This is a genomic window from Streptomyces sp. CC228A (genome assembly GCF_021390935.1).
Taxonomy (GTDB): domain Bacteria; phylum Actinomycetota; class Actinomycetes; order Streptomycetales; family Streptomycetaceae; genus Streptomyces.
The window spans coordinates 26594-50726 of record NZ_JAJPUI010000001.1; the positions used below are offsets into that span (position 1 = coordinate 26594).

The 24133-nt window shown below is 75.2% G+C and carries 18 protein-coding genes and 2 pseudogenes; 5 read left to right on the forward strand and 15 right to left on the reverse strand.

The window, feature by feature from the left end; translation table 11 throughout:
- Positions 1 to 323: 323 nt before the first annotated feature.
- Positions 324 to 626: a DUF1876 domain-containing protein gene (locus tag L6E17_RS00150; protein WP_236238779.1), complete on the reverse strand. Its 303-nt coding sequence runs from the start codon at positions 624 to 626 to the stop codon at positions 324 to 326.
- Between the two features lie 303 nt (positions 627 to 929).
- Between L6E17_RS00150 and L6E17_RS00155 the strand changes: the two genes are divergently transcribed.
- Positions 930 to 1829 (forward strand): universal stress protein, encoded by a 900-nt coding sequence (locus L6E17_RS00155; RefSeq protein ID WP_236238780.1) that lies wholly within the window; start codon positions 930 to 932, stop codon positions 1827 to 1829.
- A gap of 282 nt (positions 1830 to 2111) precedes the next feature.
- On the opposite strand, the gene L6E17_RS00160 is transcribed toward L6E17_RS00155, so the two are convergent.
- Positions 2112 to 2822, reverse strand: a complete 711-nt coding sequence (locus L6E17_RS00160) for a response regulator transcription factor (RefSeq protein WP_236238781.1) — start codon at positions 2820 to 2822, stop codon at positions 2112 to 2114.
- A gap of 204 nt (positions 2823 to 3026) precedes the next feature.
- Here L6E17_RS00160 and L6E17_RS00165 point away from each other — a divergent pair, with 204 nt between their 5' ends.
- The gene (locus tag L6E17_RS00165; protein WP_236238782.1) at positions 3027 to 3545 is read left to right on the forward strand and encodes a pyridoxamine 5'-phosphate oxidase family protein; all 519 of its coding nucleotides are present in this window, start codon (positions 3027 to 3029) and stop codon (positions 3543 to 3545) included.
- Between the two features lie 495 nt (positions 3546 to 4040).
- Here the strand turns inward: L6E17_RS00165 and L6E17_RS00170 are convergent, their stop codons facing one another.
- Entirely contained in the window at positions 4041 to 5723 is a 1683-nt protein-coding gene (locus tag L6E17_RS00170) for a GAF domain-containing protein (RefSeq protein WP_236239576.1), read from the reverse strand.
- Between the two features lie 303 nt (positions 5724 to 6026).
- Here L6E17_RS00170 and ppdK point away from each other — a divergent pair, with 303 nt between their 5' ends.
- Positions 6027 to 8726, forward strand: coding sequence for a pyruvate, phosphate dikinase (gene ppdK, locus L6E17_RS00175; RefSeq protein WP_236238783.1), 2700 nt, complete (start codon positions 6027 to 6029; stop codon positions 8724 to 8726).
- A 110-nt stretch (positions 8727 to 8836) separates the two neighbouring features.
- Here ppdK and L6E17_RS00180 read toward each other — a convergent pair whose 3' ends face one another.
- On the reverse strand, positions 8837 to 9724 hold the full coding sequence (locus L6E17_RS00180) for an SDR family oxidoreductase (protein WP_236238784.1): 888 nt from the start codon (positions 9722 to 9724) through the stop codon (positions 8837 to 8839).
- A gap of 400 nt (positions 9725 to 10124) precedes the next feature.
- On the opposite strand from L6E17_RS00180, the gene L6E17_RS00185 reads away from it, so the two are divergent.
- Positions 10125 to 11336 (forward strand): globin domain-containing protein, encoded by a 1212-nt coding sequence (locus tag L6E17_RS00185; protein ID WP_236238785.1) that lies wholly within the window; start codon positions 10125 to 10127, stop codon positions 11334 to 11336.
- Positions 11337 to 11491: 155 nt separating this feature from the next.
- On the opposite strand, the gene L6E17_RS00190 is transcribed toward L6E17_RS00185, so the two are convergent.
- Positions 11492 to 12892 carry a cytochrome P450 gene (locus tag L6E17_RS00190; RefSeq protein WP_236238786.1) on the reverse strand — a complete coding sequence of 467 codons (1401 nt, stop codon included), beginning with the start codon at positions 12890 to 12892 and terminating at the stop codon, positions 11492 to 11494.
- A 453-nt stretch (positions 12893 to 13345) separates the two neighbouring features.
- On the opposite strand from L6E17_RS00190, the gene L6E17_RS00195 reads away from it, so the two are divergent.
- Positions 13346 to 13633 (forward strand): metal-sensitive transcriptional regulator, encoded by a 288-nt coding sequence (locus tag L6E17_RS00195; RefSeq protein ID WP_236238787.1) that lies wholly within the window; start codon positions 13346 to 13348, stop codon positions 13631 to 13633.
- A gap of 544 nt (positions 13634 to 14177) precedes the next feature.
- On the opposite strand, the gene L6E17_RS00200 is transcribed toward L6E17_RS00195, so the two are convergent.
- From L6E17_RS00200 to L6E17_RS00250, 10 genes and pseudogenes are all read right to left on the reverse strand, one after another.
- Positions 14178 to 14936, reverse strand: a complete 759-nt coding sequence (locus L6E17_RS00200) for a sulfite exporter TauE/SafE family protein (protein WP_236238788.1) — start codon at positions 14934 to 14936, stop codon at positions 14178 to 14180.
- Positions 14933 to 15091, reverse strand: a complete 159-nt coding sequence (locus L6E17_RS31280; protein WP_374108990.1) for a rhodanese-like domain-containing protein — start codon at positions 15089 to 15091, stop codon at positions 14933 to 14935. Before L6E17_RS31280 ends, L6E17_RS00200 begins: the two co-directional genes overlap by 4 nt.
- Positions 15092 to 15293: 202 nt before the next feature.
- A pseudogene (locus L6E17_RS30335) lies at positions 15294 to 16642 on the reverse strand (rhodanese-like domain-containing protein); the annotation flags it as partial.
- A 214-nt stretch (positions 16643 to 16856) separates the two neighbouring features.
- The gene (locus L6E17_RS00220; RefSeq protein ID WP_236238789.1) at positions 16857 to 18209 is read right to left on the reverse strand and encodes a cytochrome P450; all 1353 of its coding nucleotides are present in this window, start codon (positions 18207 to 18209) and stop codon (positions 16857 to 16859) included.
- Positions 18210 to 18225: 16 nt separating this feature from the next.
- Positions 18226 to 19350, reverse strand: a complete 1125-nt coding sequence (locus L6E17_RS00225) for a selina-4(15),7(11)-diene synthase (protein ID WP_236238790.1) — start codon at positions 19348 to 19350, stop codon at positions 18226 to 18228.
- A 199-nt stretch (positions 19351 to 19549) separates the two neighbouring features.
- Positions 19550 to 21004, reverse strand: coding sequence for a cytochrome P450 (locus L6E17_RS00230; RefSeq protein ID WP_236238791.1), 1455 nt, complete (start codon positions 21002 to 21004; stop codon positions 19550 to 19552).
- Positions 21001 to 21651 (reverse strand): ATP/GTP-binding protein, encoded by a 651-nt coding sequence (locus tag L6E17_RS00235; RefSeq protein ID WP_236238792.1) that lies wholly within the window; start codon positions 21649 to 21651, stop codon positions 21001 to 21003. Before L6E17_RS00235 ends, L6E17_RS00230 begins: the two co-directional genes overlap by 4 nt.
- The gene (locus L6E17_RS00240; RefSeq protein ID WP_236238793.1) at positions 21632 to 21994 is read right to left on the reverse strand and encodes a DUF742 domain-containing protein; all 363 of its coding nucleotides are present in this window, start codon (positions 21992 to 21994) and stop codon (positions 21632 to 21634) included. The genes L6E17_RS00235 and L6E17_RS00240 overlap by 20 nt, the downstream gene beginning before the upstream one ends.
- On the reverse strand, positions 21991 to 22401 hold the full coding sequence (locus L6E17_RS00245; protein ID WP_236238794.1) for a roadblock/LC7 domain-containing protein: 411 nt from the start codon (positions 22399 to 22401) through the stop codon (positions 21991 to 21993). The genes L6E17_RS00240 and L6E17_RS00245 overlap by 4 nt, the downstream gene beginning before the upstream one ends.
- A pseudogene (locus tag L6E17_RS00250) lies at positions 22398 to 23902 on the reverse strand (sensor histidine kinase). Before L6E17_RS00250 ends, L6E17_RS00245 begins: the two are co-directional and overlap by 4 nt.
- Positions 23903 to 24133: the final 231 nt, after the last annotated feature.

Here is a 24133-nt window from a genome sequence, read left to right on the forward strand (position 1 = left end):
CGCGGTACGCGCCCGCTCCGGCGCCCGTACGGTACGGGCGTCCGGGGAATCGCACGTACCCGGTGCGGCGCCCGTACGACGCCGACGCCCGGGGACCCGTACGTGCCGGGACCCGTACGTGCCGGGTCCGCGCCCGTGCGACGCCGCCGCCAGGGGACCGGCCGCCGGGCGTCACCGCCCCGTCCTCGCCGCGGCGGCACGGCAGCGCGTGCAGCGCGTGCAACCCGTGCCGCGAGCCTCTACGGCCCGTACGGCCCGTACGGCCCGCGTGGGGAGCGCCGCTGCCCAGGGGTCAGCGGCGCCTCACCGCCCGACCCGCGGTGTCAGCGGCCGGGGGTGGACCAGCCGTACGGCGTCTCCTCCTCGCGTTCGCCGCCCATTCCCGCGCCCTGCTCGCCGATGTCCTTGTAGGCCAGGCGCATCAGCTGCCGCGCGAGGTCGCTCATGGCGCGGCTCGCCGCGAGTTCGTCGCCGATCAGCGGGACGTCGGTGTCGTCCGGGTTGCACCGCGCCGTGCCGTGGCCGGTGAGCCTGGACGAACCCGTGTCGAGGACGGCTCGCGCCTCGGTGGTGCCCTCGTCCTCCAGCAGGTCCATGTTGATCTTCCACTCCAGCGTCCGGGTCATGGTGTGCCTCCTCGACGCGTAGGGACGGCGGCGGACGGCGGGGCGCCCGCCCTCCCTACAGGATCCACCCGCGGCGCCGCCGGGACGACCCGGGCGGCCGGCGCAGCGGGGCGCGCCGCCGCGCTCCCCGCTGCGCCGGGCGGGGGGCGCGGAACGGCCCGCGGTTTACCGGCAGGTGGCCGGGGAAACCGGGCCTACCGGCCCTTCGCCCGCGGCCCGCGCGCGGGCAGGCTGGGAGCGCCCCCACCGCAGAGGGGGCACGGGATGCATACCCGTACGACGAAACTTCACGGAGGAAGCGCCATGGCGAACGAGGCCCCGACGAACCGCGCGATCGCGGTGGGCGTGGACGGCTCACCGGAGAGCCTTGCCGCCGCCGACTGGGCGGCCCGGGAGGCCGCGCACCGCGGGCTGCCGCTGCACCTCGTGCACGCCTGGCTGTGGCAGCCCCTGGACGTGCCGCTGGCGCAGGACCGCGAGGCGGAGGCGCAGCGGGCGCAGGCGGTGCTGGACGAGGCCGTGGCAGCCGTGCGGGCCGCGCACCCCGGCGCGGCGGTGACGGCCGAGGTGGTGCAGGACACGCCCGTCCCGGCGCTGCTGGCGGCGGCGAAGGCCGCGGAGATGCTGGTGATCGGCACGCGCGGGCACGGCGCGCTCGTCGGCTTCCTGCTCGGTTCCTACGGCCAGCAGGTGATCGCGGCGGCGGACCGGCCGGTGGTGTCGGTGCGCGCCGCGGCGCAGGACCGGCGGCCGGCCTCGGTGCTGGACGCGGCCGAGGTCGTGGTGGGCCAGCAGGGCGGCAGGGAGGAGAGCGCGGCGGTGCTGGGCTTCGCCTTCGCGGAGGCCGCGGCCCGGGGCGTCGGTGTCCGCGCCGTACGGGCCTGGAGCCTGCCGCCGCTGTACGCGTACAGCCCGGGGTCGCTGCGGTTGGCCGACGAGGCGGGCGGACTGGAGCCGTACGAGCGCAAGGCGCTGGCGGAGGCGCTGGCCCCGTGGCGGGAGCGGTACCCGGACGTGCCGGTCACCGAGCACGTGGAGATCGGCGGCGGCGGCCAGGTGCTGCTGTCGGCGGCCGAGGGAGCGGGGCTCCTCGTGGTGGGCCGCCGGGTGCGGCACGCGCCGCTGGGACCGCGCATCGGGTCCGTGGCGCATGCGGCGCTGCACCACGCACGGTGCCCGGTCGCGGTCGTCCCCCACGACTGAGAGACGCCGGTGGTGCGCCCCGGGGCCGCACGGCGTCCCGGGGCGCACGCCGTCCCGGGCACGCACCGCGGGGGCGGGACGCCCCGGGGCGCAGGCCCTCCCGGGCACCACCGCACCGGCACGGGCCGGGCCGCCGGCCGGTGCGGACCCGTGCCGCGGCCGGGCGCACGCCGACTGCGCGGGGCCCCGGCGCGACGCGCGGATGCCCGGCGCGGCGGGCAGCGGCACACGGCAAAGGGGGCGGCGGCCCGCAGCCGCCGCCCCTTTGCCGCGGCCCGTCCGTCAGTGCCTGCGGCCGCCCGGGTCCTGCGGGGGCCGGCCGCCGAGGGCCTGGGTGGCGATGACGGCGGCCTGCACCCGGCGCTCCACGCCGAGCTTGGCCAGCAGCCGGGAGATGTTGTTCTTCACGGTCTTCTCCGCGAGGTAGAGCCGCTTGCCGATCTCCCGGTTGGTCAGTCCCTCCCCCACCAGGGCGAGGATCTCCCGTTCGCGGTCGGTGAGCCCGGCCAGACCGTCCGGCTGGGCCTCCTCGCGGCCGCCGCGCAGCCGGGCCATCACGCGGGCGGTGGCGCCGGGGTCCAGCATGGACTGGCCGGACGCGACCGTGCGTACCGCCTGCACGAGGTCGGTCCCGCTGATCTGCTTGAGGACGTAGCCGGACGCCCCCGCCATGATCGCGTCGAGCAGGGCCTCCTCGTCGTCGAACGAGGTGAGCATCAGGCAGGCGAGCTCCGGCATGCGGGAGCGCAGTTCCCGGCAGACGCTGACCCCGTCGCCGTCGGGCAGCCGCACGTCCAGGACGGCCACCTGGGGGCGCAGCGCGGGCACGCGCACGAGGGCCTGCTCGGCGGTGCCGGCCTCGCCGACGACGGTCAGGTCGGGTTCGGCGTCGAGCAGGTCGTGCACGCCGCGGCGCACCACCTCGTGGTCGTCGAGGAGGAACACCCTGACGGGCTCCTTGCCCTGTGCTGCGGCGCCGTGGCTGTCCGTCATCCCACTCTCACTTCATGGTCGCGAGGTGCCGCGGTGCACGGCACGCCTCGATCGTGCCCCGGTCGGTGCCGTCCGGCCAGGGCCGGATGGCCCTCTCGGCGGGTTCCGGCCCGGATGCGGGCCGCGAAGGGTCCGTTCGGCCCTGGTCCGGGCTGCGGCGGCCCGGGGAGGCTGGGATGTCCGGTCGATCAGAGGGTGTTGCAGATGAACCACGAGGCCGTACGGCAGCCGGCGGCGGACCGCCGTGACGCCGCGGCGCCGCGCCGCATGAGGCAACTGAGCCGCGAGGAGGCGCTGCGGCTGCTGGGGTCGGTGTCGCTGGGCCGGATCGTCTTCACCCAGCAGGCGCTGCCGGCGATCCGCCCGGTGAACCATCTGGTGGACGGCGAGGATGTCGTCGTCCGGCTCCACGACGGCGCGACGCTGGCGTCGATCGCGGCGCCGGCGGGGTCGCCGGGCATCGTCGTCGCGTACGAGGCCGATGTCATCGACCCGGACACGCACCTGGGCTGGAGCGTGGTCGTCACCGGCTACGCGGGGCTGGTCGCCGACTCCGCGGAACGCAGCCGGTACGAGGCGCTGCTGCGGCCCTGGGTGGCGTCGCAGGGCACGATGAGCCATGCGCTGCGCATCCGGCCCGATCTGGTGACGGGTTTCCGGCTGACGGTCGCGGACGCGCGCGCCGGCGACGGGGCCGCGCCGCGGTCGTCCCCGGCGGGCTGAGCGCCCCGCGCCCTCCGGGCCCCGTACGACGGGCGGGCGTCCCGCGCCCTCCCGGTCGCTCACGACCCGGCCGGGCCCTTCGTCTCCCGCCATCGCGGACGGCGGGGCCGTGCCTTCCGGCCCTGCGGGTCACCTGCGCGGTTGGCCTGCGGCGGGCCGAGCCCTTCCGACCGCGTCCGGAGCCCTCCGGCGGATCGCGTCCCTCCGCGCGTCCGGAGCCGTCCGGCAGGGCGCGCCCCTCCGCCCCCCGCGGCCCCGTACGGCCGTACGGGGCGGATCGCGCCCCTCCGCTTCCGGAGCCGTCCGGCAGGTCGTGTCCCTCCGCTTCCGGAGCCGTCCGGCAGAGCGCGCCCCTCCGCTTCCGGACTCCTCCGGCAGGTCGCGTCCCTCCGTCTCCCCCGGCACGTACGGCCGTACGACGGATCGCGCCCTGCCGCTCCCCGCTGGTCGCGTACGGCCGCGCCTCCCTCACCCTTCGGTCCGCGTGCGGCGCGCTCACGCCTCCCGGTTGAGCGGGGCGCGCCAGGTGATCCGGCTGCCGCCTTCCGCGGGGCGGGTGATCTCCATGGTGCCGCCGACGCTCAGGGCCCGTTCGGTCAGGTTGCCGAGTCCGCTGCGGCGGCCCTCCTCGGGGATGCCCCGGCCGTCGTCCGCGACGGTGAGCACCACCTCGACGGGGGTGGCCTGGAGGGTCGCCTCCAGGCGGGTGGCGCGGGCGTGCCGTGCGGCGTTGCTGAGCAGTTCGGTCAGCGCGGCCACCAGGTGGTCGGCGACCTGCGGGGGCACGTCCGTGTCGAGGAGGCCCTCCATGCTGAGCCGGGGCGGGAAGCCGAGGGTCGTGGCGGCCTCGCCGACGGCGCGGGCGACACGGGCGCGCAGGCTCGGCCCGGCATCCTCGTCGCGGGCGCGCAGGCCGAAGATGGTCGAGCGGATGATCTTGATGGTCTCGTCCAGGTCGCCCACGGCCCGGGCGACGCGTTCTGCGGCGCCGGGGTTCTCGACCAGGCGGGCCGCGCTCTGCAGGGTCATGCCGGTGGCGAAGAGCCGCTGGATGGCGAGGTCGTGCAGGTCCCTGGCGATGCGGTCGCGGTCCTCCAGCAGCGCCAGCTGCTCGGCGTCGCGGCGCCGCTCGGCCAGTTCGAGTGCCACGGCCGCCTGGCCCGCGAAAGCGAGGAGCGGGCCGAGCTCGCCGTCCGTGAAGACCGGCTCGGTGTCGGCGCGGGCGAGCAGCAGCACACCCCGGACGTTCTCGGCGCCGGTGCCGAGCGGCACGGCCACGGCGGGGCCGAGGCCGTCGAAGCGGCGGGGGCCGGCGTTGTACCGGTCGTCCTTGGGGAGGTCGGGGGTCACTGCGGGGGTGCCCGCGGTGTAGGCGGCACCGGACAGGGTGCCCTCGACGGGCACGACGAGGCCGCTGCGGGCGTCCTCCTCGCTGCCCATGGCGAGTTCGACGGCCAGGCCGGCGGTGCCGGGGACGGGCACGGACACCTCGGCGAGCGCGGCGCCGGTGATCTCCCGGGCGCGGCGGGCAATGAGTTCGAGGACGTCGAGGCGGGCGCTGCCGGAGAGGAGGCTGCGGGTGATCTCGGCGTTGGCCTCCAGCCAGCGGCGCTGCCGCTGGGAGCTCTCGTACAGCCGGGCGTTGTCGATGGCGACGCCGGCGGCGACGGACAGGGTGGTGATGATGCCCTCGTCCTCGGCGTCGAACTCCTGCCCGCCGTGCTTGTCGGTGAGGTAGAGATTTCCGAAGACCTCGTCGCGGACCCGGATGGGCACGCCGAGGAAGGTCCTCATCGGCGGGTGGTTCGCGGGGAAGCCGTACGAGTGGGGGTGGCTGTGGATGTCGGAGGTGCGCAGCGGCTCCGGCCGCCGGATGATCTCGCCGAGCAGACCGTGCCCGGAGGGCAGGGGGCCGATCCGGGCGGCCTCCTCGTCGGTCAGCCCGACGGTGAGGAACCGCGACAGGGTGCGCCCGTCGGGCCCGATGACGCCGAGCGCGGCGTAGCGGGCGTCGACGAGGAGCGCGGCGGCTTCGACGATGCGCTTGAGGACCTGCGTGAGGTCGAGTTCCCGGCCGACGGAGACGACGGCCTCCAGCAGGCTGTGGACCCGGTCGCGGGTGCCTCGGGCGGCGTTGATGCGGGCCTGGAGCTCTTCCAGCAGTTCGTCGAGCCGCATCTGCGGCATCCGCGACAGGGCCTCCTCGGCTCCCACGGGCCGCCTCCTCACTTCCGTGCTCACCCGGTCGGCTTACGTCGGCCAGGGTATCCGCACGCCGCCCCGGCACGGGGCGGGCCGCGGAAGGCGGCGGCAGGGCCGGTCGGTCGCGGCGGCGGGGCCCTGCGGGCCTGCCGCGGGCGGGCGGCGGCGGGCGAGGCTGGTTCGGGCGGCAGGACACGCCGCGGGGGCCGGGCGGTGGCACGCTGGTCGTGAAGGCACCGCCGCCGATCCTCCCGTACGAGGAAGCGAGGACGCACTGCCATGGTCCGCTATGTGTACGACTTCTCCGAAGGCGGCCGGGACCGGGCCGACCTGCTGGGAGGCAAGGGCGCGAACCTCGCCGAGATGATGCGGATGGGCCTGCCGGTGCCGCCCGGCTTCACGGTGACCACGGAGGCGTGCCGGGTGTACCTGGCGACCGGCGCGCCGCCCCCGGAGCTGGACGGGGAGATCGCGGCGCACCTGGAGCGCCTGGAGCAGGCCGCGGGGCGGCGGCTCGGGCAGGTTGACGACCCGCTGCTGCTGTCGGTGCGGTCGGGGGCGCGGTATTCGATGCCGGGCATGATGGAGACGATCCTCGACATCGGGCTGAACGACCTGTCGGTGCTCGGGCTGGCGAAGACGCCGGAGCGGGAGCGGTTCGCCTGGGACTCCTACCGCCGGCTCGTACAGATGTTCGGCACGACGGTGATGGGGGTGGACGGTGCCCTGTTCGAGGAGGTGCTGACGCGGATCGAGCACCAGCACCACGTGGCGGACGAGGCGCACCTCGACGCCTGCGACCTGATCAGGACGGTGGAGACGTTCAAGGACATCGTCAGGGAGCGGACCGGGGAGGACTTCCCGCAGGACCCGCACGAGCAGCTGCGCCGGGCGGTGCTCGCGGTGTTCGGCTCGTGGAACGCCGAGCGGGCCCGTGTCTACCGCCGCCGGGAGCACATCCCCGACGACCTGGGGACCGCGGTGAACATCCAGACCATGGTGTTCGGCAACCGCGGCGCCGACTCCGGCAGCGGTGTGGCCTTCACCCGGGACCCGGCGACGGGCCGCCCCGGCGTGTACGGCGACTACCTCGCGAACGCGCAGGGCGAGGACGTGGTGTCGGGCACGCGCGACGCGGTGCCCCTGGAGGAGCTGCGGCGCCTCGACCCCGCCTCGTACGAGGAGCTGTGCGGGCACATGCGTCGGCTGGAGGAGCACTACCGCGACCTGTGCGACATCGAGTTCACCATCGAGCAGGGCCGGCTGTGGATGCTCCAGACCCGCGTCGGCAAGCGCACCGCGCAGGCGGCGTTCGGGATCGCGGGGCAGCTCGTCGACGAGGGGCGCATCAGCCTGGACGAGGCGCTGGCGCGGGTGAGCGGGGAAGGCCTGGCGCGGCTGATGTTCCCGCGGTTCGACACGTCGGGCGCCGGCGAGCCGGTGGCCCGCGGGGTGGCGGCCTCGCCGGGGGCGGCCGTGGGGGCGGCGGTGTTCACCTCCGCGGAGGCGGTGCGGCGGGCGGCGGCCGGCGAACGCGTGGTCCTGGTGCGGCCGGAGACCACGCCCGACGACCTGCCCGGCATGGTGGCGGCGCAGGCGGTGCTGACCAGTCGGGGCGGCAAGACGAGCCACGCGGCGGTGGTGGCCCGCGGCATGGGGAAGGTGTGCGTGTGCGGCGCCGAGGCCCTGTCGGTGGACGTGCCGGGGAGGCGCTGCACCGTCGGGGACGTCACCGTCGAGGAGGGCCAGGTGGTGTCCGTCGACGGCTCGGAGGGCCGGGTGTACCTGGGCGCGGTGCCGCTGGTGGACTCCGTGGTGATGCGGTACTTCGAGGAGGGCGGGCGCCCGGGTCCGGGCGCCGAGCAGGTCGTGCGGGACGTGCACCGGCTGCTGGAGCGGGCGGACTCGCTGCGGCGCCTGGAGGTGCGGGCGAACGCCGACACCCCGGAGGACGCGGCGCGGGCGCGGCGGTTCGGCGCGGTGGGCATCGGGCTGTGCCGCACCGAGCACATGTTCCTCGGTGAGCGGAGCCGCCATGTGGAGGCGATGATCCTGGCGGCGGACGACGCGGAGCGGGAGGCGGCCCTGGCGGCGCTGCTGCCGCTCCAGCGGGGCGACTTCACCGGCATCCTGGAGGCGATGGACGGGCTGCCGGTGACGATCCGGCTGCTGGACCCGCCGCTGCACGAGTTCCTGCCGGACCGCACGGAGCTGGCGGTGCGGGTGGCGCGGGCGGAGGCGTCGGGGCGTGAACCCGACCCCCGGGACGTGGCGCTGCTGGCGGCGGTCACCCGGATGCGGGAGCAGAACCCGATGCTGGGCCTGCGCGGGGTGCGGCTCGGACTGGTCGTACCGGGCCTGGTGGCGATGCAGGTGCGGGCGGTCGCCGAGGCGGTCGTCGGGCGGCTGCGCGCCGGCGGTGCGCCCCGCGCCCAGATCATGGTGCCGCTGGTGGGCGATGTGGCGGAGCTCCACCTGGTGCGGGACGAGGTCGAGCGGGTGCTGGCGCAGGTCTCCGAGGAGACCGGGGTGCGCGTGGAGTGCCCGGTGGGCACGATGATCGAGCTGCCGCGGGCGGCGCTGACGGCGGGCCGCATCGCGCGGGACGCGGACTTCTTCTCGTTCGGTACGAACGACCTGACGCAGACCACATGGGGCTTCTCGCGGGACGACGTGGAGGCCGCGTTCTTCCCCGCGTACCTGGAGCGCGGCGTCTTCGAGGCGTCGCCGTTCGAGTCGCTCGACCGGGAGGGCGTGGGCCGCCTGGTCGAACTGGCCGTGGCGGAGGGCCGGGAGGCGCGCCCGGACCTGGAGGTCGGCGTGTGCGGCGAGCACGGCGGCGACCCGGAGTCGGTGCACTTCTTCCACGCCGCCGACCTGGACTACGTGTCGTGCTCGCCGTTCCGCGTCCCGGTGGCCCGGCTGGAGGCGGGCCGCGCGACGCTGCGGGGCCCGGCGGACGGCGACGCCGCCCGCTGAGCCCGGGAGCGCCGCCGGTCCGCGGCGGGACACGACGGGACACCGGTCCGCGGCGGGGCGGCCGCCCGCTACGGCAGCGGGGTGCCGGTCCGCGGCGGGACACCGGTCCGCTACGGCAGCGGGGTGCCTCCGGTGGCGTTGACGATCTCGCCGGTGATGTAGCCGGCGCCGGACGAGGCGAGGAACACGTACGCGGGCGCCATCTCGGCGGGCTGGGCGGCGCGTCCCAGCGGTGCCTGCTTCCCGAACTCGGCGGTCTCGGGCATCGTCGCGGGGATCAGCGGCGTCCAGACGGGGCCGGGCGCCACCGCGTTGACGCGGATGCCGCGCGGCGCCAGCATCTGCGCGAGGCCCTGCGTGAACGTCACGATGCCGCCCTTGGTGGTGGCGTAGTCCAGCAGCGGCGGGCTCGGCTTGTACGCCTGCACGGACGTGGTGTTGATGATGCAGCCGCCCTTGGGGATGTGCGGCAGCGCGAACTTGCTGAGCCAGAACAGGCCGTACAGGTTCGTCCTGACGACCCGGTCGAACTGCTCCGTCGTGATGGCTTCGATGCCGTCCGGCTGCGCCATCTGGAAGGCGGCGTTGTTGACGAGGACATCGATCCGGCCGAACGCGTCCACCGCCCGGTCCACGAGGTCCCGGCACGCCTCCTCCTCGCGGATGTCGCAGGGCACGGCGACGGCCCGGCGTCCGGCGTCCTCCACCAGGCGGGCCGTCTCGGCGGCCTCGCCCTGCTCCTCGGGCAGGTGGGTGAAGAGCACGTCGGCTCCCTCCCTGGCGTACGCCAGGCACACGGCCCTGCCGATACCGGAGTCGCCGCCCGTCACGACCGCGGCCCGGCCGTCCAGCTGCCCGTGCCCCTGGTACGACTCCTCGCCGTGGTCGGGCCGCGGCTCCATCGGCTCCGTCCAGCCGGGAGGGCGCTGGTGCTGCTCCGGGTAGTCAGGTCGCGGGTGGCGGGTGACCGGGTTCGCGGGCTCACGGTCAGCGGTCATGGTGATCGGTACCTCCTCGTGCTCGGGGTGCGGCTGTTCCGCCCGTCCCGCGTTCCCCCGCAGGCCCCGGCCGAATCCCCGGGGCCCCACTCGTCGCATACGCCGGCGCTCGCTGCGCGGCCGGCCCGGGCGCCGCGGCAGCGGGACCCGGAGCCAGCCGAGGAGGCAGGGGCGGACCCGCGGGGCGGGGCGGGCGGCCTGCGGGGCCGGCGGCCTCTGGGCCGCGGGCCTGGAGACCCCGCCCGGGCGGGACGGGCGGGGACGCTCGTCCCCGGAGTGCGGGACCTTCGGCCTTCGTTCGGCGGAAAGGGTGCTGCCCTGGCTCACGCGGCTGCTAGACAGTGGGGGCCTGCGTTTCCGCGGTGAACTAACCCGCCGCCCTGGCTTTCCGAGGAGTCCCATGCTGTCCGCCGAATCGGCCGCTCTCGTCCGCGCCACCCTGCCCGCCGTGGGCGGCGCGCTGGACGAGATCACCACCCGCTTCTACGCCTCCCTGTTCGAGGGCCACCCCGAGCTGCTGGACGGCATGTTCAACCGGGGCAACCAGGCGAGCGGGCAGCAGCGCAAGGCCCTCGCCGGCTCCGTCGCCGCGTTCGCCGGGGCGCTGCTCGCCGACCCGGAGGCCCGTCCGGACCGGCTGCTGTCCCGCATCGCCCACAAGCACGCCGCCGTCGGCGTCACCGACGACCAGTACACGATCGTGCACAAGTACCTGTTCGGCGCGATAGCCGAGGTCCTGGGCGAGGCCGTGACGCCGGAGGTCGCCGCCGCGTGGGACGAGGTGTACTGGCTGATGGCCGGCGCCCTCATCGCGCAGGAGGCGCGGCTCTACCTGGAGGCGCAGGTGCGGCCCGGCCACCCGTGGCGGGAGTGGACGGTCGTCGAGCGGCGCGAGGAGACCGCCGACACGGTGTCGTTCCTGCTGCGCCCGGCCGACGGCGCGCCCGCGCCCGCCGCCCGCGCGGGGCAGTACGTGAGCGTGCGGGTGCGGATGCCCGACGGAGTGCACCAGCTGCGGCAGTACACCCTGTCGTCGGCCCCGGGCGGGGACGTCCGGCGGATCACCGTGAAGCGGGTCGAGGGCGCGGGCGGCGCGCCGGACGGCGAGGTGTCGGACCTGCTGCACGGCAGCGTCGCCGCGGGGGACGTGCTGACGCTGTCCGCGCCGTTCGGGGACGTCGTGCTCGACACGGCCGAACGGCCGCTGGTGCTGGTCTCGGCCGGTATCGGCTGCACGCCGATGGTGGCCATGCTGGAGCACCTCGCGGCCACCGGGTCCGGCCGTCCCGTGACCGTGCTGCACGCCGACCGCTCCCCCGCCGAGCACGCCCTGCGCGCCGACATGGCCCGGCTGGTCGCCGAACTGACCGACGCCCGCGCCGCCCTGTGGTACGAGGAGGGCGCGGAGGCGGTGCCTCAGGCGCGTACCGGCCGCATGGACCTCGCGGACCTGGACGGGCTCGACGTGCCGTCGGACGCGGACGTGTACCTGTGCGGCCCGCTGCCGTTCATGCGTACGGTACGCGCGCAGCTGCTGGCCGCCGGGGTGCCGGCCCGCGCGGTGCGGTACGAGGTGTTCGGCCCGGACCTGTGGCTGGCGGACGCCGCCTGACGGCACGCCGACGGTCCCCGGCGGACGCAATCTGACGGCATGCAACCTGACGGCACGCCACCGCCCGCGCCTCCACTGCCCGCGCCGCCCCCGGCCCCGCGGGTCCACCCGGCCGCGCGGGCGCCCGGTCACGCGGGCGGGGGCGGGGCGTGCGGTCAGGCGGTGTCTGCCTGGCGGTGCGCCGGCAGGGGCCGCAGGCGGCAGCGTACGGGGCCCTGCGCGCGCAGGGTGATGCCCGCGGTGACCGGCACGGCGACGTCGACGGCCTCCAGTTCGTACGCCTGGAGGACCATGGCCAGGGACAGGACGGACTCCAGCATCGAGAAGTGCTGGCCGATGCAGGCCCGCGGCCCGCCGCCGAACGGGAACCAGGCGTAGCGCGGCCGGTCCTTCTCCCGGTCGGGGGTGAACCGGTCGGGGTCGAAGCGCTCGGGCTCGTCCCAGTAGCGGGTGTGGCGGTGCGTCACCCAGGGCGCGACGACCACGTCGGCGCCCGCGGGGATGGTGTGGCCGTCGATGCGGGTGGCGGCGACGGCGCGGCGGCCAATGACGGGGCCCGCCGGGTACAGCCGCATGGCCTCCTTGAGGACACGGGTCAGGTACGGCAGCGCGTCGAGGTCGCCGGCGACCGGAGTACGGCCGCCCAGCACGCCCGCGGCCTCGTCGCGGGCACGTTTCTGCTCCTCGGGGTGGAGCGCCAGCAGGTGCAGGGCGAAGGCCAGCGAGGTGGCGGTCGTCTCGTGCCCGGCGAGCAGGAAGACCAGCACCTGGTCACGGATCTCGCCGGCGTCCAGACTGCCGTCCTCGCCGCTGCCGGCCAGGGCGAGCAGGCCGAGCAGGTCGTCCGGCCCGTCCGGGCCGTCGGTGGCACCGCCGCCCGAGCGGCGCCGTCCGATGATGCGGTCGCACTCGGCGTACAGCTCGGCCATCGCGGCGGCCGCGCGGCGGTTGGCGGGCGTGGGCCAGTGCCGGGGCGCGGTGGCGGGGGAGAACGCGCGCCGCAGGACGTAGTCGCCGATGACGGGGAAGCAGCGTTCGACGACTCCGACGGCCGACTCGACGTCGGTGCCGAAGAGGATGCGGGCGACGGCACGCAGGGTGAGCCGCGTCATCTCGGCGGACACGTCGACGACGCCCCCGGGCGCGTCGCGCCAGGCCGCGGTGACGGCGGCGGTCTCGGCGGTGACGGCGTCGGCGTAGCCGTCGACCCGGCGGCGGGTGAACAGCGGCTGCACGAGCCGGCGCTGCCGCAGGTACACCTCGTCCTGGCTGGTCAGCAGGCCGTTGCCGAAGGACTCGCGCACCTCCTGGTAGAAGACGTTGTCCTTGCGGAAGTTGGCCGATTCGGTGGCGAGTACCTGCTGGGCCCCCTCGGCGGAGAACACCCCGTACAGCTCGGTCCGCAGTCCGGGCGGGCCCGCGGTGATGCGGACGACGTCGCCGTGGGTGCGGTACGCGGCGAGGAAGGTGCCGAGCGAGTCCCGCTTCAGGTCGAGCATGGAGCCGACGAGCGGCAGCCCCGCGGGGCCCGCGATCTGTGTGCTGGTGGTGGTCATGCGTCTCCCCTGAGCCGGTCCAGGCAGCCCTGGACGGCCCTGTTGTGGCGGGCCGTGCACTGGAGCCGATTCTGCCCCGGAAGGCCCGGCCCGGGGGCGGTCATGCCGGGACCCGACCGGTTCGCCCGCCGCGTTCGACCGGATTCCGGACACATCGGGAAGATTCAGCGGAGGTTCCGGCGGCTCCCCCGCCCCGGTCGGCGCGAGGCGGCGGGTACGCCCCGGGCAGGGCCGCTACGAGGCGGGGTGCGCGCTGCACGGGGGCGCTGCGGGAAGGGGGACCCCGCGGCTCGGGCGGCTACGGGTCGGGGGGCGCGCTGCTCGGGCGGCCACGGATCAGGGTGCGCCCGCTGCACGGGCCCGGTGGAGGGCCGGGACGCGGTCCGGTCCGCGCGGCGGTGCCGCGGACCGGGGTAAAGTACCCCTCCGGGTATGCGGTGAGGAGGGGGCGGCGTGGAACTGGATCTCGCGGGAGCCGAACTGAAGTCGGTGCTGAACCGCCTGCGGCGGGCGCAGGGCCAGATCTCCGGGGTGATCCGGATGATCGAGGAGGGCCGCGACTGCGAGGCGGTCGTGACCCAGTTGGCCGCGGCGTCCCGGGCGCTCGACCGCGCCGGCTTCGCGATCATCGCGACGGGCCTCCAGCAGTGCCTGACCGGCTTCGGGGACGGCGAGGCGGCGGGCGCGGACCGCGAGGAGATGCGCGCCCGCCTGGAGAAGCTCTTCCTCTCACTGGCCTGAGGCACGCGGGCGCGGGCGTGCCTGCCCGGCGCGTTCCCGGGCGCCTGGCCCCCGCGCCGCCCGTCGTGGGCCCGGCGCGGCCCCGCGGCCAGGGCTCCGACCGCACCGCCGGGCCTCCACCCGCCCTCGCGCCGCACCGGGTATGCGCGCCCATGCACCACTCCGGACCACCGCGCCGAGTCGCCGCGCTGAGGAGCCGCCAGGGCTGCTGCCGCCCCCAGCCACACCGGGGCCGCCACCAGAGCTGCCGCCCCGGGCCGCCGCCGGAGCCGCCGTGCCGGGGCCACCGCCCCGGGCCGCCAGCCTGAGCCGCTGCGCCGGGCCGCACCTGGCCGCACCGGGCTGCACCGGGCTGCACCGGGGCCACCGCGCTGAGCCACCACCCCGAGCCACCACCCTGAATCGCCGTCCCCGGCGACGGCGCCGGGACGGCCCCTCAGCCGCCTGCCCGGACCGTACGTGCCGTCCCCTCTCGTCGGCGCCGCCGGCGCCCTCGTGCCGCCCCGTCCGGGAAGCGCCGTCCCGCGGGCCCGGCCGTGCGTCCTCACCGCAGGGCCGCGTCCGCCGCCATGAACGCCGCCACGGCCAGCAGGAGCCAGCCGAACACCCGGCTCAGGGTCTCGGGCGGGACGCGGGCGGCCAGGCGCCTGCCGTCCCAGGCACCGAGGACGGCCGCGCCCGTGAACGGCGCCACCACCGCCCAGTCCAGGGCGCCGGCCGCTCCCGAGCGGGCGGTCAGGGCGGCCAGCGCGTTGACGGTGATCACGAGGAGGCTGGTTCCCACGGCCGCGCGCATACGCAGCCCGACGACGCCCACGAGCGCCGGGACGGCGAGGAAGCCCCCGCCGACGCCGAGGAAGCCGGTGACCCCGCCGAGCGCCGCCCCGGCGGCCGCGGCCCGTACCGGCCGTACGGGCGCGCCGGCGTCCCCGTCCGCGGCCGGGGGCCGCCCGCGCAGCATCCGCACGGCCGCCAGGACGGCCACGGCGGCGAACGCGGCGGTCAGGGCCCGCCTCGGCACGCCGTCGGCGAGGGCCCCGGCCAGGGCTGCCGGCCCCACTCCGGCCACCGCGAACAGCGCGCCGGCCGCCCAGCGGACCCGTCCGTCGCGGGCGTGCCCGTAGAGGGCGGTGGCGGAGGTGACGGCCACGATCAGCAGGCTCGCGGTGGCGGCGTCGGCCGGGCTGAAGCCGAGCAGGTAGACCAGGGCGGGCACGGCGAGCACGCCCCCGCCCCCGCCGAGCGCGCCGAGGGCGAGTCCCACGACCGCTCCCGCGGCCAGGGCGAGGACCAGTGCGCTCACGCGATCGAGCCGGGGGCGCCGTGCGGGTCGACGACCGGAAACCCGGCCCGCGCCCATGCGCGCATGCCGCCCTCGACGTCCACGGTGTGCGCGCCGCGGTCGGCGAGGAGCCGGGCGGCCTGCTGCGAGCGCTGCCCGGACCGGCAGACGACCACGAGGGGCGGCCGCGGGCCGGTTCGGGCAGGGGGCGCCGGCGACGAGGCCGGACAGCGGGGCGTGGACGGCTCCGGGCGCGTGCCCCGCCTGCCACTCCGCCGGCTCGCGTACGTCGAGGAGCACGGCGCCGTCGGCGGCCCCGAGCCGGCGGTGGGCCTGCTCGGCGCTGACCCGGCCCGGGGCCGCCGCGGCCGCGGCCCGCAAGCCGGCGAAGGCGGCCGCGTCGAAGGCGTCGTCCACGGCGACGACGTCGCGGCCCTCCGCGTCCAGCAGGGAGGCGGCGATGGCGGCGCGCATCCCGCCCGCGCAGTGCACCCACACCGTGCCGTCGGGCAGTTCGCGGGTGCGGCGGCGCAGCAGGTGCAGCGGGATGTGGACGGAGCCTGCTATGTGCCCGGCGGCCCGCTCGGCGGCGCGGCGCACGTCGAGGACGACGGGGGCGGGGTCCGCGGCCAGTGCCGCGGCGAGCTCGGGAAGCCGGCGCGGCGGAAGGAGCGGGGCGTCTCGCCGGGGCGCAGCCAGTCGGCCGGGGTGCCGACGGAGGCCGCCGCGGGGCGGTCGACGCCGACGCGCGCCAGTTCGCGCTGGGCGTCGGCGAGTCGGGCGGCGGAGTCGGCGAGGAGGGTGACCGGCCGGCCCCAGGGGATCAGCCAGGCCAGGTAGGTGGCGAGTGCGCCGTCGGCCTCGATGTTGTAGGCGCCGGCCAGGTGGCCCTCGGCGAAGGCGACGCGGCTGCGCAGGTCGACGACCCACTCGCCGGCGGCGAGCCGGGCGGCGATCTCGTCGGCGTCCGCCCGCGCGGGCGGGGTGAGGTCGACGGGGGCCGGGCCCGCGGCGTTCAGGGGACCCATGTGGGCGTAGTAGGCGGGGATGTCGTCGAGGGCGGCGAGGAGGTCGGCGACGAAGGTGTCGGCGTCCTTGGCGAAGGCGTCGTTGGTGGTCTTCTCGGTGCCGATGGTGGTGGCGCCGGCGCCGTCGGCGCTGGTGGAGGAGCAGAAGCTGCCGAAGCCGTGGGTGGGCAGGACGGCGGTGGCGTCGGGGAGTTCGCGGGCGAGCCGGTGCGCGGAGGCGTACTGGTCGCGGGCGAGCCGCTCGGTGAGGCGGGGCTCGACGAGGTCGGGGCGGCCGACGGTGCCGATCAGCAGCGAGCCGCCGGTGAAGGCGGCGACCGGGGTGCCGGCGTCCTCCAGGACGTACGCGGTGTGGTGCGGGGTGTGGCCGGGGGTGGCCAGGGCCCGCAGTTCCAGGCCGGTGTCGACCGGATGCCGGTCGGCGTCCCGTACGGGGGTGTGCGGGAAGGAGACGCGGGCGTCGGCGGGGACGAGGTAGGCGGCGCCGGTGACGCGGGCCAGTTCGAGGCCGCCGGTGACGTAGTCGTTGTGGACGTGGGTCTCCACGACGAGGGCGATGCGCACGCCCCGCCGCGCGGCCGCGGCGAGGACGCGGTCGATGTCGCGGGGAGGGTCGACGGCGACGGCGCTGCGGTCTCCTCCGGCGAGGTGGCTCCGGTTGCCGAGTCCTTGCGTCTCGATGGTGTCGACGAAGAACACGTGGGCACTCCTTCCGGTCGCACCCGGGGGTGCGGATGTTACCCCCGGGGGTATATAGGCACCCTATCACGGTACCCCGGGGGGTATATTTCCGGCGGTTTCCGCGCCGGCGCAAGGAGAGAACGAGCCGCTTCGGACCGCCCTGCACGCCGACGGCCCGACCGCACCCCGAAGGGCGCGGCCGGGCCGTCGGCGCCGCTCGTCCGAGCGGGGGTCAGGGGCGGCGCGGCTCCACGATCATCGGGACGCGGTCCGGATGGGCCACGGCGGACGCGACCTCCCTGGGGGTGTGCCCGGGCACGGGTCGCAGCCGCCACTTCGCGAGGATCGTCGCGAGGGCGATGGTCGCCTCCGTCCAGACGAACGCGTCGCCGATGCACTTGCGGTTCCCGGCCCCGAACGGGATGTACGCCTGGCGGCCGATCTCCGTCCGGCGCTCCGGCAGCCACCGGTCCGGGTCGAAGCGGTCGGGGTCCGGGTACAGTCCGGGGTCGCGGTGCATCGCGTACAGGCTGAACGCCACCTCGGTGCCTTCGGGGAACCGGTGCCCGCCCAGTTCGACGGCGACGGTCGCCCGCCGCATCAGCAGGGTGACGCCGTGCAGCCGGATCACCTCGTCGAGCACGCGGCGCACGGCCGCGAGGCGCGGAACGTCCTCGACGGACACGGGCCGGTCCCCGACGACCTCCTCGATCTCCGCCACCAGTCCCTCCTCGACCTCGGGGCGGCGGGCCAGTTCGTGGAAGGTCCAGGCGAGCGTGGACGCCGTGGTCTCGGCACCCGCGAAGAGGATCGTGCTCAGCTCGTCCCGCACCTCCGTGTCGGTGAGGGACTCGCCGGTCTCCGCGTCGCGGGCGGCGAGGAGCACCGACAGCAGGTCGTTGTGGTCGGTGGGGCCGGACCTGCGGGTGGTGGCGACCACCTCGTCGATCACCTCGCGCAGACGCGCGGCGGCCGCGTCGAAGTCGCGGTTGGCCTTGATGGGCAGCCTGTCGAGGAACTTCGGGGACGCCGCCCGTATGAGCATGTTCTTCAGGACGACCGGAAGGTTTTCGCGTACCGCCTCGACGGCGGGCAGGCCGATGTCCGTGGAGAACAGGGTCTTGGCGAGGGTCTCCACCGCGTACCCGGCCATCGCCTGCTCCATCTCGATCTCCTGGCCGGGGGCCCAGGAGTCGGCCAGGGCGCGCGCGTTGTCGCTCATGACGGCGGCATAGGTGTGGATGCGCTGCGGATGGAACATCGGCTGGATGAGCCTGCGGTGCCTGCGGTGCTCCTCGCCGCCCGCGGTGGCGAGCCCGTTGCCGGCGAGGGGGCGCAGCCGGTCGAAGAGCCGGCCCTTCTCGAAGTGCCTGGCCTGGCGGACCGTCACTTCGTGGACCAGCTCCGCGGAGGTCACGATGTAGACGGGCATGGTGCCGAGGTCGACCCGGACGATGTCGCCGTCACCCCGGAGGGACTTGAGGAAGCCCAGCGGATCGCGCCAGAGCTTCCAGGCGTGCCCCAGCAGCGGTACGGCCCCTGGGGCGCGAGGCACCGATTCCAACCCGATTGACGCCACTGACACCGAAGAATCCTTTGCTCTAGCTGTGGGCGGTCGGCCGCGGCACCCGGCAGCGGGAGGCTGCGCCCGCGCCTGCGTGCACAGGTTCGGGCAGGAGGTCCCACCACCACCGGACGACGGGGATGTCGAGCGGCTTCCTGCTGTCGTCCACGGGGGTGTCGCGGAAGAAGGAGGGGATGTCCGCCGGGTCGTCGGGAGTCGTGTACCTGACAGAGCTGATGCCCCAGTCCTCGGCTCCCCGGATGAAGTGGCCGATGCTCCGCAGGTACTGCCCCAGCTGCGGGCTGCCGTGCCGGGTCAGGTGCGCGGTCAGGTCCGCGTACAGGCACATCACGCGGTCGCGCTGGGAGATGGCCTCGGCCAGCGCCTGCTCGGGGGTGAGGCCGCTGTGCTCCTCCATCACCCGCAGGGCGTTGAGGTAGTAGCCGGTGGCCTTCTTCTCCTTCTTCTCCTTGTGGTACGAGAAGATGTCGTTGTCCCAGGTGATGATGAAGGAGGCCATCTCGGTGACCGCGCGCACCTCCGTGCGGTCCCGCTCGTGGGGCTGGAGCTCGTAGCCGTGCCCCATCTCCAGCAGCGGCAGCACCACCGTGGTGGCGCCGTCGTACAGGCGCATCAGGGTGTAGTCGTTCAGCCGGGGCACCGTCCCCGAGCGGCGGTAGCCGGCCTCCCACACCACGGCGAAGAAGTACTCCCGCAGGGTGTCCACCCAGCGGGCGGCCTGCCCCACCGTGCCGTACCGGTCGACCCGGAGGCGCAGGTCGCGCAGCCCGGCCGCCAGCGGGTCGTCCAGCATGAGCGGCGCTTCCGGGTTGTGCGCGACGCGCAGCAGACGGTGGAGCTCCCCGGCAAGGTCGCCCGGCCGGCGGCCCAGCTCGCCCTCCTCGCAGTGGCCGTCGTCCACACCGAACAGCCAGAGGATGAAGTCCGCGAGGAGGGAGACCACCTCCTCGCGCCCCTCGGGGAGGATGCGCGCCGCGAACGTGCCTATCTCCTGGGCCACCAGACGGGCACGCAGCTCCTCGGAGCCGATGCGAAAGGTCTCCGCCCAGGCCGCCGTCTGGACGTCGGCCTCCGTGTGGCATGGATGGATCGCCGGCGGGATCGGAGAGTAGATCGGCGGCACTGTCAGCCCGGGCCCCACTGCGGCCTCCCTCTCGTCGCGACAAAGCGACGGGTCACTAGCGCAATAACCGTCAGAGTCGTGTCAACTCACGGCACTTGCACCACAAGAATGATCAACTCTGGCGCATAGTAGTCACCCGTGCACCCACTTCCAACAGGACGATTGCCGTGTAAGCGACACGGTCCCGGCCGCCGGACGCAGGTCCCGCGTCACCGGCTCAGTGGCCGGATCCGAACAGTGCGCTCCACCACGTCCGCCGCACCGGTCTCTCGTCCGAGGTCCGCACCACCGCGGGCCGGTCCACGGCCACCTGCTCGGGCAGCGGCCCCGGTGACGTCGAGGCGAAGTCCCGCGGCGCGCTGCCGGGCCTCGGCCGGGACACCGGCGCCGGCGGGGTGAACTGCACGGGCAGGGCGTCCAGCCGCTTCGACATCCAGGCCGCCGACCAGCGCAGCTCGGTCTCCGGGACGGCCAGGCGCAGGTCGGGCAGGCGCGCGAGCAGCGTGTCGATGCCGGTGTCGGCGATGGCCCTGCCGATGTCCTGGCCGGGACACTCGTGCGGGCCGCTGCTGAACGCCAGGTGGGCCCGGTTGCCGAGCAGCGGGCGATCCAGGTCGGGGCGGATCTCCGGGTCGACGTTGCCCGCCGCCAGTCCCAGCAGCAGCATGTCTCCCGCCCGGATCTGCCGGCCGCCGAGCACCGTGTCCCCGGTGGCCCACCGGCCGGTGATGGCGGAGAGTGGCGGCTCGTCCCACAGCACCTGCTCCAGGGCGTCCGGCAGCGTCATGTGGCCGCCGGCCAGGTTGGCCCGGAAGCGCCGGTCGGTCAGCACGAGGTGCAGGGTGTTGGCGATCAGGTTGACCGTCGTCTCGTTCGCGGCGACCAGCACCAGCCGCAGGTGCTCCATGACCTCGTCGTCGCCGAGCCCTGCCTCGTGCGCCATCAGCCGGCTCGCGAAGTCGTGCCCCGGGCGCTCCTTCTTCCGCTCGACGAGCGTACGGAGGGTCTGCACCACGAAGTCGTTGCTGGCGAGGGCGGTCTCGCTGCCCTTCATCAGGTCGAGCGCCGCGTCCACGAGCTTCGGCCCGTAGTCCTCCGGCATGCCGAACAGCTGGGTCATCACCAGCATCGGGAGCTTTTCCGCGAAATCCCCGATGAGGTCGGCCTGGCCGGTCGCGCAGACCGCGTCGACGAGCTGGTGGGTGTAGCGGATCACGTACCGGCGGATGCCGCGGCGGTCGAACCCCTCCAGGCCGTCCCGCACGGCCGACCGCAGCCGCTCGTGGTCCGCGCCGTCAGCGAACACGCACAGCGGCTGCCACTCCACCATGGGGCGCAGCGGCGAGTCGGCCGGCACCCGGTGCTCGCGGAACATGCGCCACAGCCGGGAGTCGTTGGAGAACCGCGAAGGCGACCGCATGACTTCCAGGTTCTCCCTGTGCCCCAGCACCAGCCAGGCCGGCAGGTCGCCGTGGAGGAGGACCGGGGCCACCGGGCCGTGCTCGGCGCGCAGCACCTCGTACAGGGCCTTCGGGTCGGCTTCCGCCTCCGGGCCGTACAGCCGGCGCAGGACGCCGCCGTCCATGCCGTGCGCGGGGCAGCCGGGCGGCGGGGCCAGGCCGGCGGGGGGTGCCAGGGGAAAGGCGTGCGGCGCGGACTCGGGCGGGGTCATGACGCCTCCTGGGTCGTGACGAGGGTCTGCAGGTAGCGCATCAGCGTCATCAGGATGTCGCGGCTGGAGGCGCGGTCCCGGGCGTCGCACGGCACGATCGGCACGCCGGCCGGCAGGTCCAGCGCGGTCCGCAGCTCCTCGACCGGGTACGCGGGCGCGTCCGGGAAGCTGTTCACGGCGACCACGAACGGCACACCGCGCTCCTCCAGGCGGCCCAGCACGTCGAAGCTGACCTCCAGGCGGCGCGTGTCGACCAGCACCACGGCACCGAGCGCGCCCTCGAACAGGCCGCGCCACAGGAACCAGAACCGCTCCTGCCCGGGTGTGCCGAACAGGTACAGCACCAGTTCCTGGTTGATGCTGATGCGGCCGAAGTCCATGGCGACCGTGGTCGACGTCTTCCCGTCGACGCCCGAGGTGTCGTCGACGCCGACCCCGGCCTGGGTCATCGTCTCCTCGGTGGTGAGCGGGCGGATCTCGCTGACGGAGCCGACGAAGGTGGTCTTGCCGACGCCGAACCCGCCCACGATCACCACCTTCACCGCGGTGGTCGCGGTCTCGGGCAGGGCGTCCTCGCTCCGCGGCCCCCGAACCGCGGTACCGGCGACCTGCTCGGAGCCGGGCTGCTCAGAGCTTCTGAAGTCCATCGATAACTGCCTCTATCAACGCGGGGTCGGGGAGTCGGGCGGGTGGGACGGGGGGTCGCGCCAGGACCCGGTTCTCGGCGAGCAGGTCGCCGAGGAGGACCGTGACGACACTGACCGGGAGGCCGGTGTACGCGGAGATCTCGGCCACGGACAGCGGTGACTGGCACATGCGTACGATCGTCGCGTGCTCCGGCTGCATGCCGGGTTTCACCCCCGACTTCGCCACGATCAGCGTGACGAGGTCGAGGTCGACGGGCGCTGACCCGCCGCTGCGGCCCCCCGTGATCACGTAGAGCCGCTCGGGACTTGAGTCCTCCCAGTCCCCGCCGCCCGCGTCGCTCACCTGGCGCCCTGCCCGTCCTGCCGCGGCGGGCTGCTCAGGTGCTCCCCGATCCGCAGGACCAGGTCGCGCATGCGCTGGCCCATCAGCCCCGCGTCCACGCCCTCGTCGGCGAGCACGGCGAGGTACGCGCCCTCCCCGGCGGCCATCAGGTAGAAGAACCCGCCGTCCATCTCGATCACGACGAGCCGCATCCGGCCGTCGCTGTGCGGCAGTTCGGTGGCGACGGCCCCGGCGAGGGACTGCAGGCCGGCGCAGGCCGCGGCGAGCCGGTCGGCGGTGTCGTTGTCGGCGCCGTACTGGGCCATGCGCAGGCCGTCGGCGGAGAGCACGACCACGTTCCGGGTCTGCGGGACTCCTTCCGCGAGGTCCTTGAGCATCCAGTCCATATTGGCCTGCTGCTTGATCATTGCTGCGTGTTCCCCTTGCTGCTTGCGTCGGTGGGCTCCCCGGACAGGCCGCTCTGGAAGGCGGCCAGCCACATGCCGGGCTGCACCTGCGGGTGCTGACCCGGTTCGGGACCCGTGGCGGCGGGCGTCGGCGACGTCTCACCGGTGGATGCGGCGGGTGCGGAGGCCGGGGCGGCAGCGCCCTGCGGCGGCGCGCCGAACGGCTTCCTGCGGCGGCGCTGGGGCAGCCCGTTCGGGGTCCGCTCGACGACCGGGGGCGCCTCGGGGGCCGCCACCGGGCCGGTGGCGGTGCGCTCGGCGCGGGCGGGCCCCGGGACGGGGGTGCGGCCGGGACGGTGGTCTGGGGCACGGAGGTGGCACCGATGCCGTGGGCGAGACCGGAGGCGCCGGCGACGGTGGTGATCAGTTCCTGCGGGACGACCACGACGGCGCGCACACCGCCGTACGCGGAGGAGCGCAGGCTGACCTGGAAGCCGTACGCCTGAGCGAGGCGGCCGACGACGGCGAGGCCGAGGCGCGGGGTCTCCCCCAGGTCGTTGAGGTCGATGCCCTGCTGGGCCTGGCGCAGCATCCGCTCGGCGCGCTTGCGGGCCTCCTCGCTCATCGAGACGCCGCCGTCCTCGATCTCGACGGCGATGCCCGACTGCACGTCCACGGCGGTCAGGTGGACGCGGGTCTGCGGCGGCGAGTAGCGGGTGGCGTTGTCGAGGAGCTCGGCCAGCGTGTGGATGAGCGGCTCGACGGCGGGGCCGGTGACGGCGACCTCGGTGACCGAGTGCAGTTCGACCCGCTGGTAGTCGATGATGCGGGACATGGCGCCGCGCAGCACGCTGTAGAGGGGGACGGCCCTGCTCCACTGGCGGCCGGGGCGGGTTCCGCCGAGGACGGCGATGGAGTCCGCGAGGCGGCCGATGAGGGCGGTTCCGTGGTCGATGCGCAGCAGGTCGCCGAAGACGTCCGGCCGGTTGCCGTGCCGGTCCTCCATCGCCCGCAGCTCGGTGGCCTGCTGGTGCACGATGGCCTGGACGCGGCGGGCGATGTTGACGAAGGCGCGCTGCGCGGACTCGCGCAGGTCCTCCTCCGCGACGACGGCGTCCACGACCACGCGGACGACGGCCTGGTGCTCCTCCGGGGCGTTGATGGAGGCGAGCACATCCTCGGGGAACTCCCCGCGGCGCAGCCGCTCGACGGCGTCCGGCAGCAGGGTCCCGGCCAGGTGCGCGGTCTCGGCGTGGCGCCGGGCCAGGGCGGTGTCGCGGGCGGCGACCGCGCCCCGCAGCTCCGCCAGGAGGCGCCCTCTGCGGGCGACCTCGGACCCCAGCGCCGCCAGGGTGAGGGCGGCGACCGCCCCCAGAGCCCCCACGGGGCCCCGTGCGGAAGCGGGAACCACGGCCACCAGCACTCCGGCGGCTACAGCGATCACAGCGGCGGGCAGCAGCCACACGAAAGATGCCGCGGACCGCGGGCTTCCACTTCCGGGCGACGATTCCTCACGGACCATCAGCACCCTCAAACCCATCGACGAGAAAGATCATATGACGACGGGCGTTGAGCATAGCCCTTTCGAGTGAAGCTGATTGACACAGGGTCACCCGATGGCCCGATGTTTGCCCAAGGTTCCGTTTTCGGCAGGGCGTTCGTGAGCCGGAGCCCTCCGACAGTGTCGTGTTTCCGTCAGTCGGCCGAGAGCCGCGCGGATCCCACCGCGTCGCGGGCTGCGCGTCCCACCGCG

Coding starts and splice junctions, on each gene's coding strand:
- L6E17_RS00150 (WP_236238779.1), bottom strand. CDS start 626: ATGACCCGGACGCTGGAGTGGAAGATCAACATGGACCTGCTGGAGGAC.
- L6E17_RS00155 (WP_236238780.1), top strand. CDS start 930: ATGGCGAACGAGGCCCCGACGAACCGCGCGATCGCGGTGGGCGTGGAC.
- L6E17_RS00160 (WP_236238781.1), bottom strand. CDS start 2,822: ATGACGGACAGCCACGGCGCCGCAGCACAGGGCAAGGAGCCCGTCAGG.
- L6E17_RS00165 (WP_236238782.1), top strand. CDS start 3,027: ATGAACCACGAGGCCGTACGGCAGCCGGCGGCGGACCGCCGTGACGCC.
- L6E17_RS00170 (WP_236239576.1), bottom strand. CDS start 5,723: ATGCGGCTCGACGAACTGCTGGAAGAGCTCCAGGCCCGCATCAACGCC.
- ppdK (WP_236238783.1), top strand. CDS start 6,027: ATGGTCCGCTATGTGTACGACTTCTCCGAAGGCGGCCGGGACCGGGCC.
- L6E17_RS00180 (WP_236238784.1), bottom strand. CDS start 9,724: ATGACCGCTGACCGTGAGCCCGCGAACCCGGTCACCCGCCACCCGCGA.
- L6E17_RS00185 (WP_236238785.1), top strand. CDS start 10,125: ATGCTGTCCGCCGAATCGGCCGCTCTCGTCCGCGCCACCCTGCCCGCC.
- L6E17_RS00190 (WP_236238786.1), bottom strand. CDS start 12,892: ATGACCACCACCAGCACACAGATCGCGGGCCCCGCGGGGCTGCCGCTC.
- L6E17_RS00230 (WP_236238791.1), bottom strand. CDS start 21,004: ATGACCCCGCCCGAGTCCGCGCCGCACGCCTTTCCCCTGGCACCCCCC.
- L6E17_RS00235 (WP_236238792.1), bottom strand. CDS start 21,651: ATGGACTTCAGAAGCTCTGAGCAGCCCGGCTCCGAGCAGGTCGCCGGT.
- L6E17_RS00245 (WP_236238794.1), bottom strand. CDS start 22,401: ATGATCAAGCAGCAGGCCAATATGGACTGGATGCTCAAGGACCTCGCG.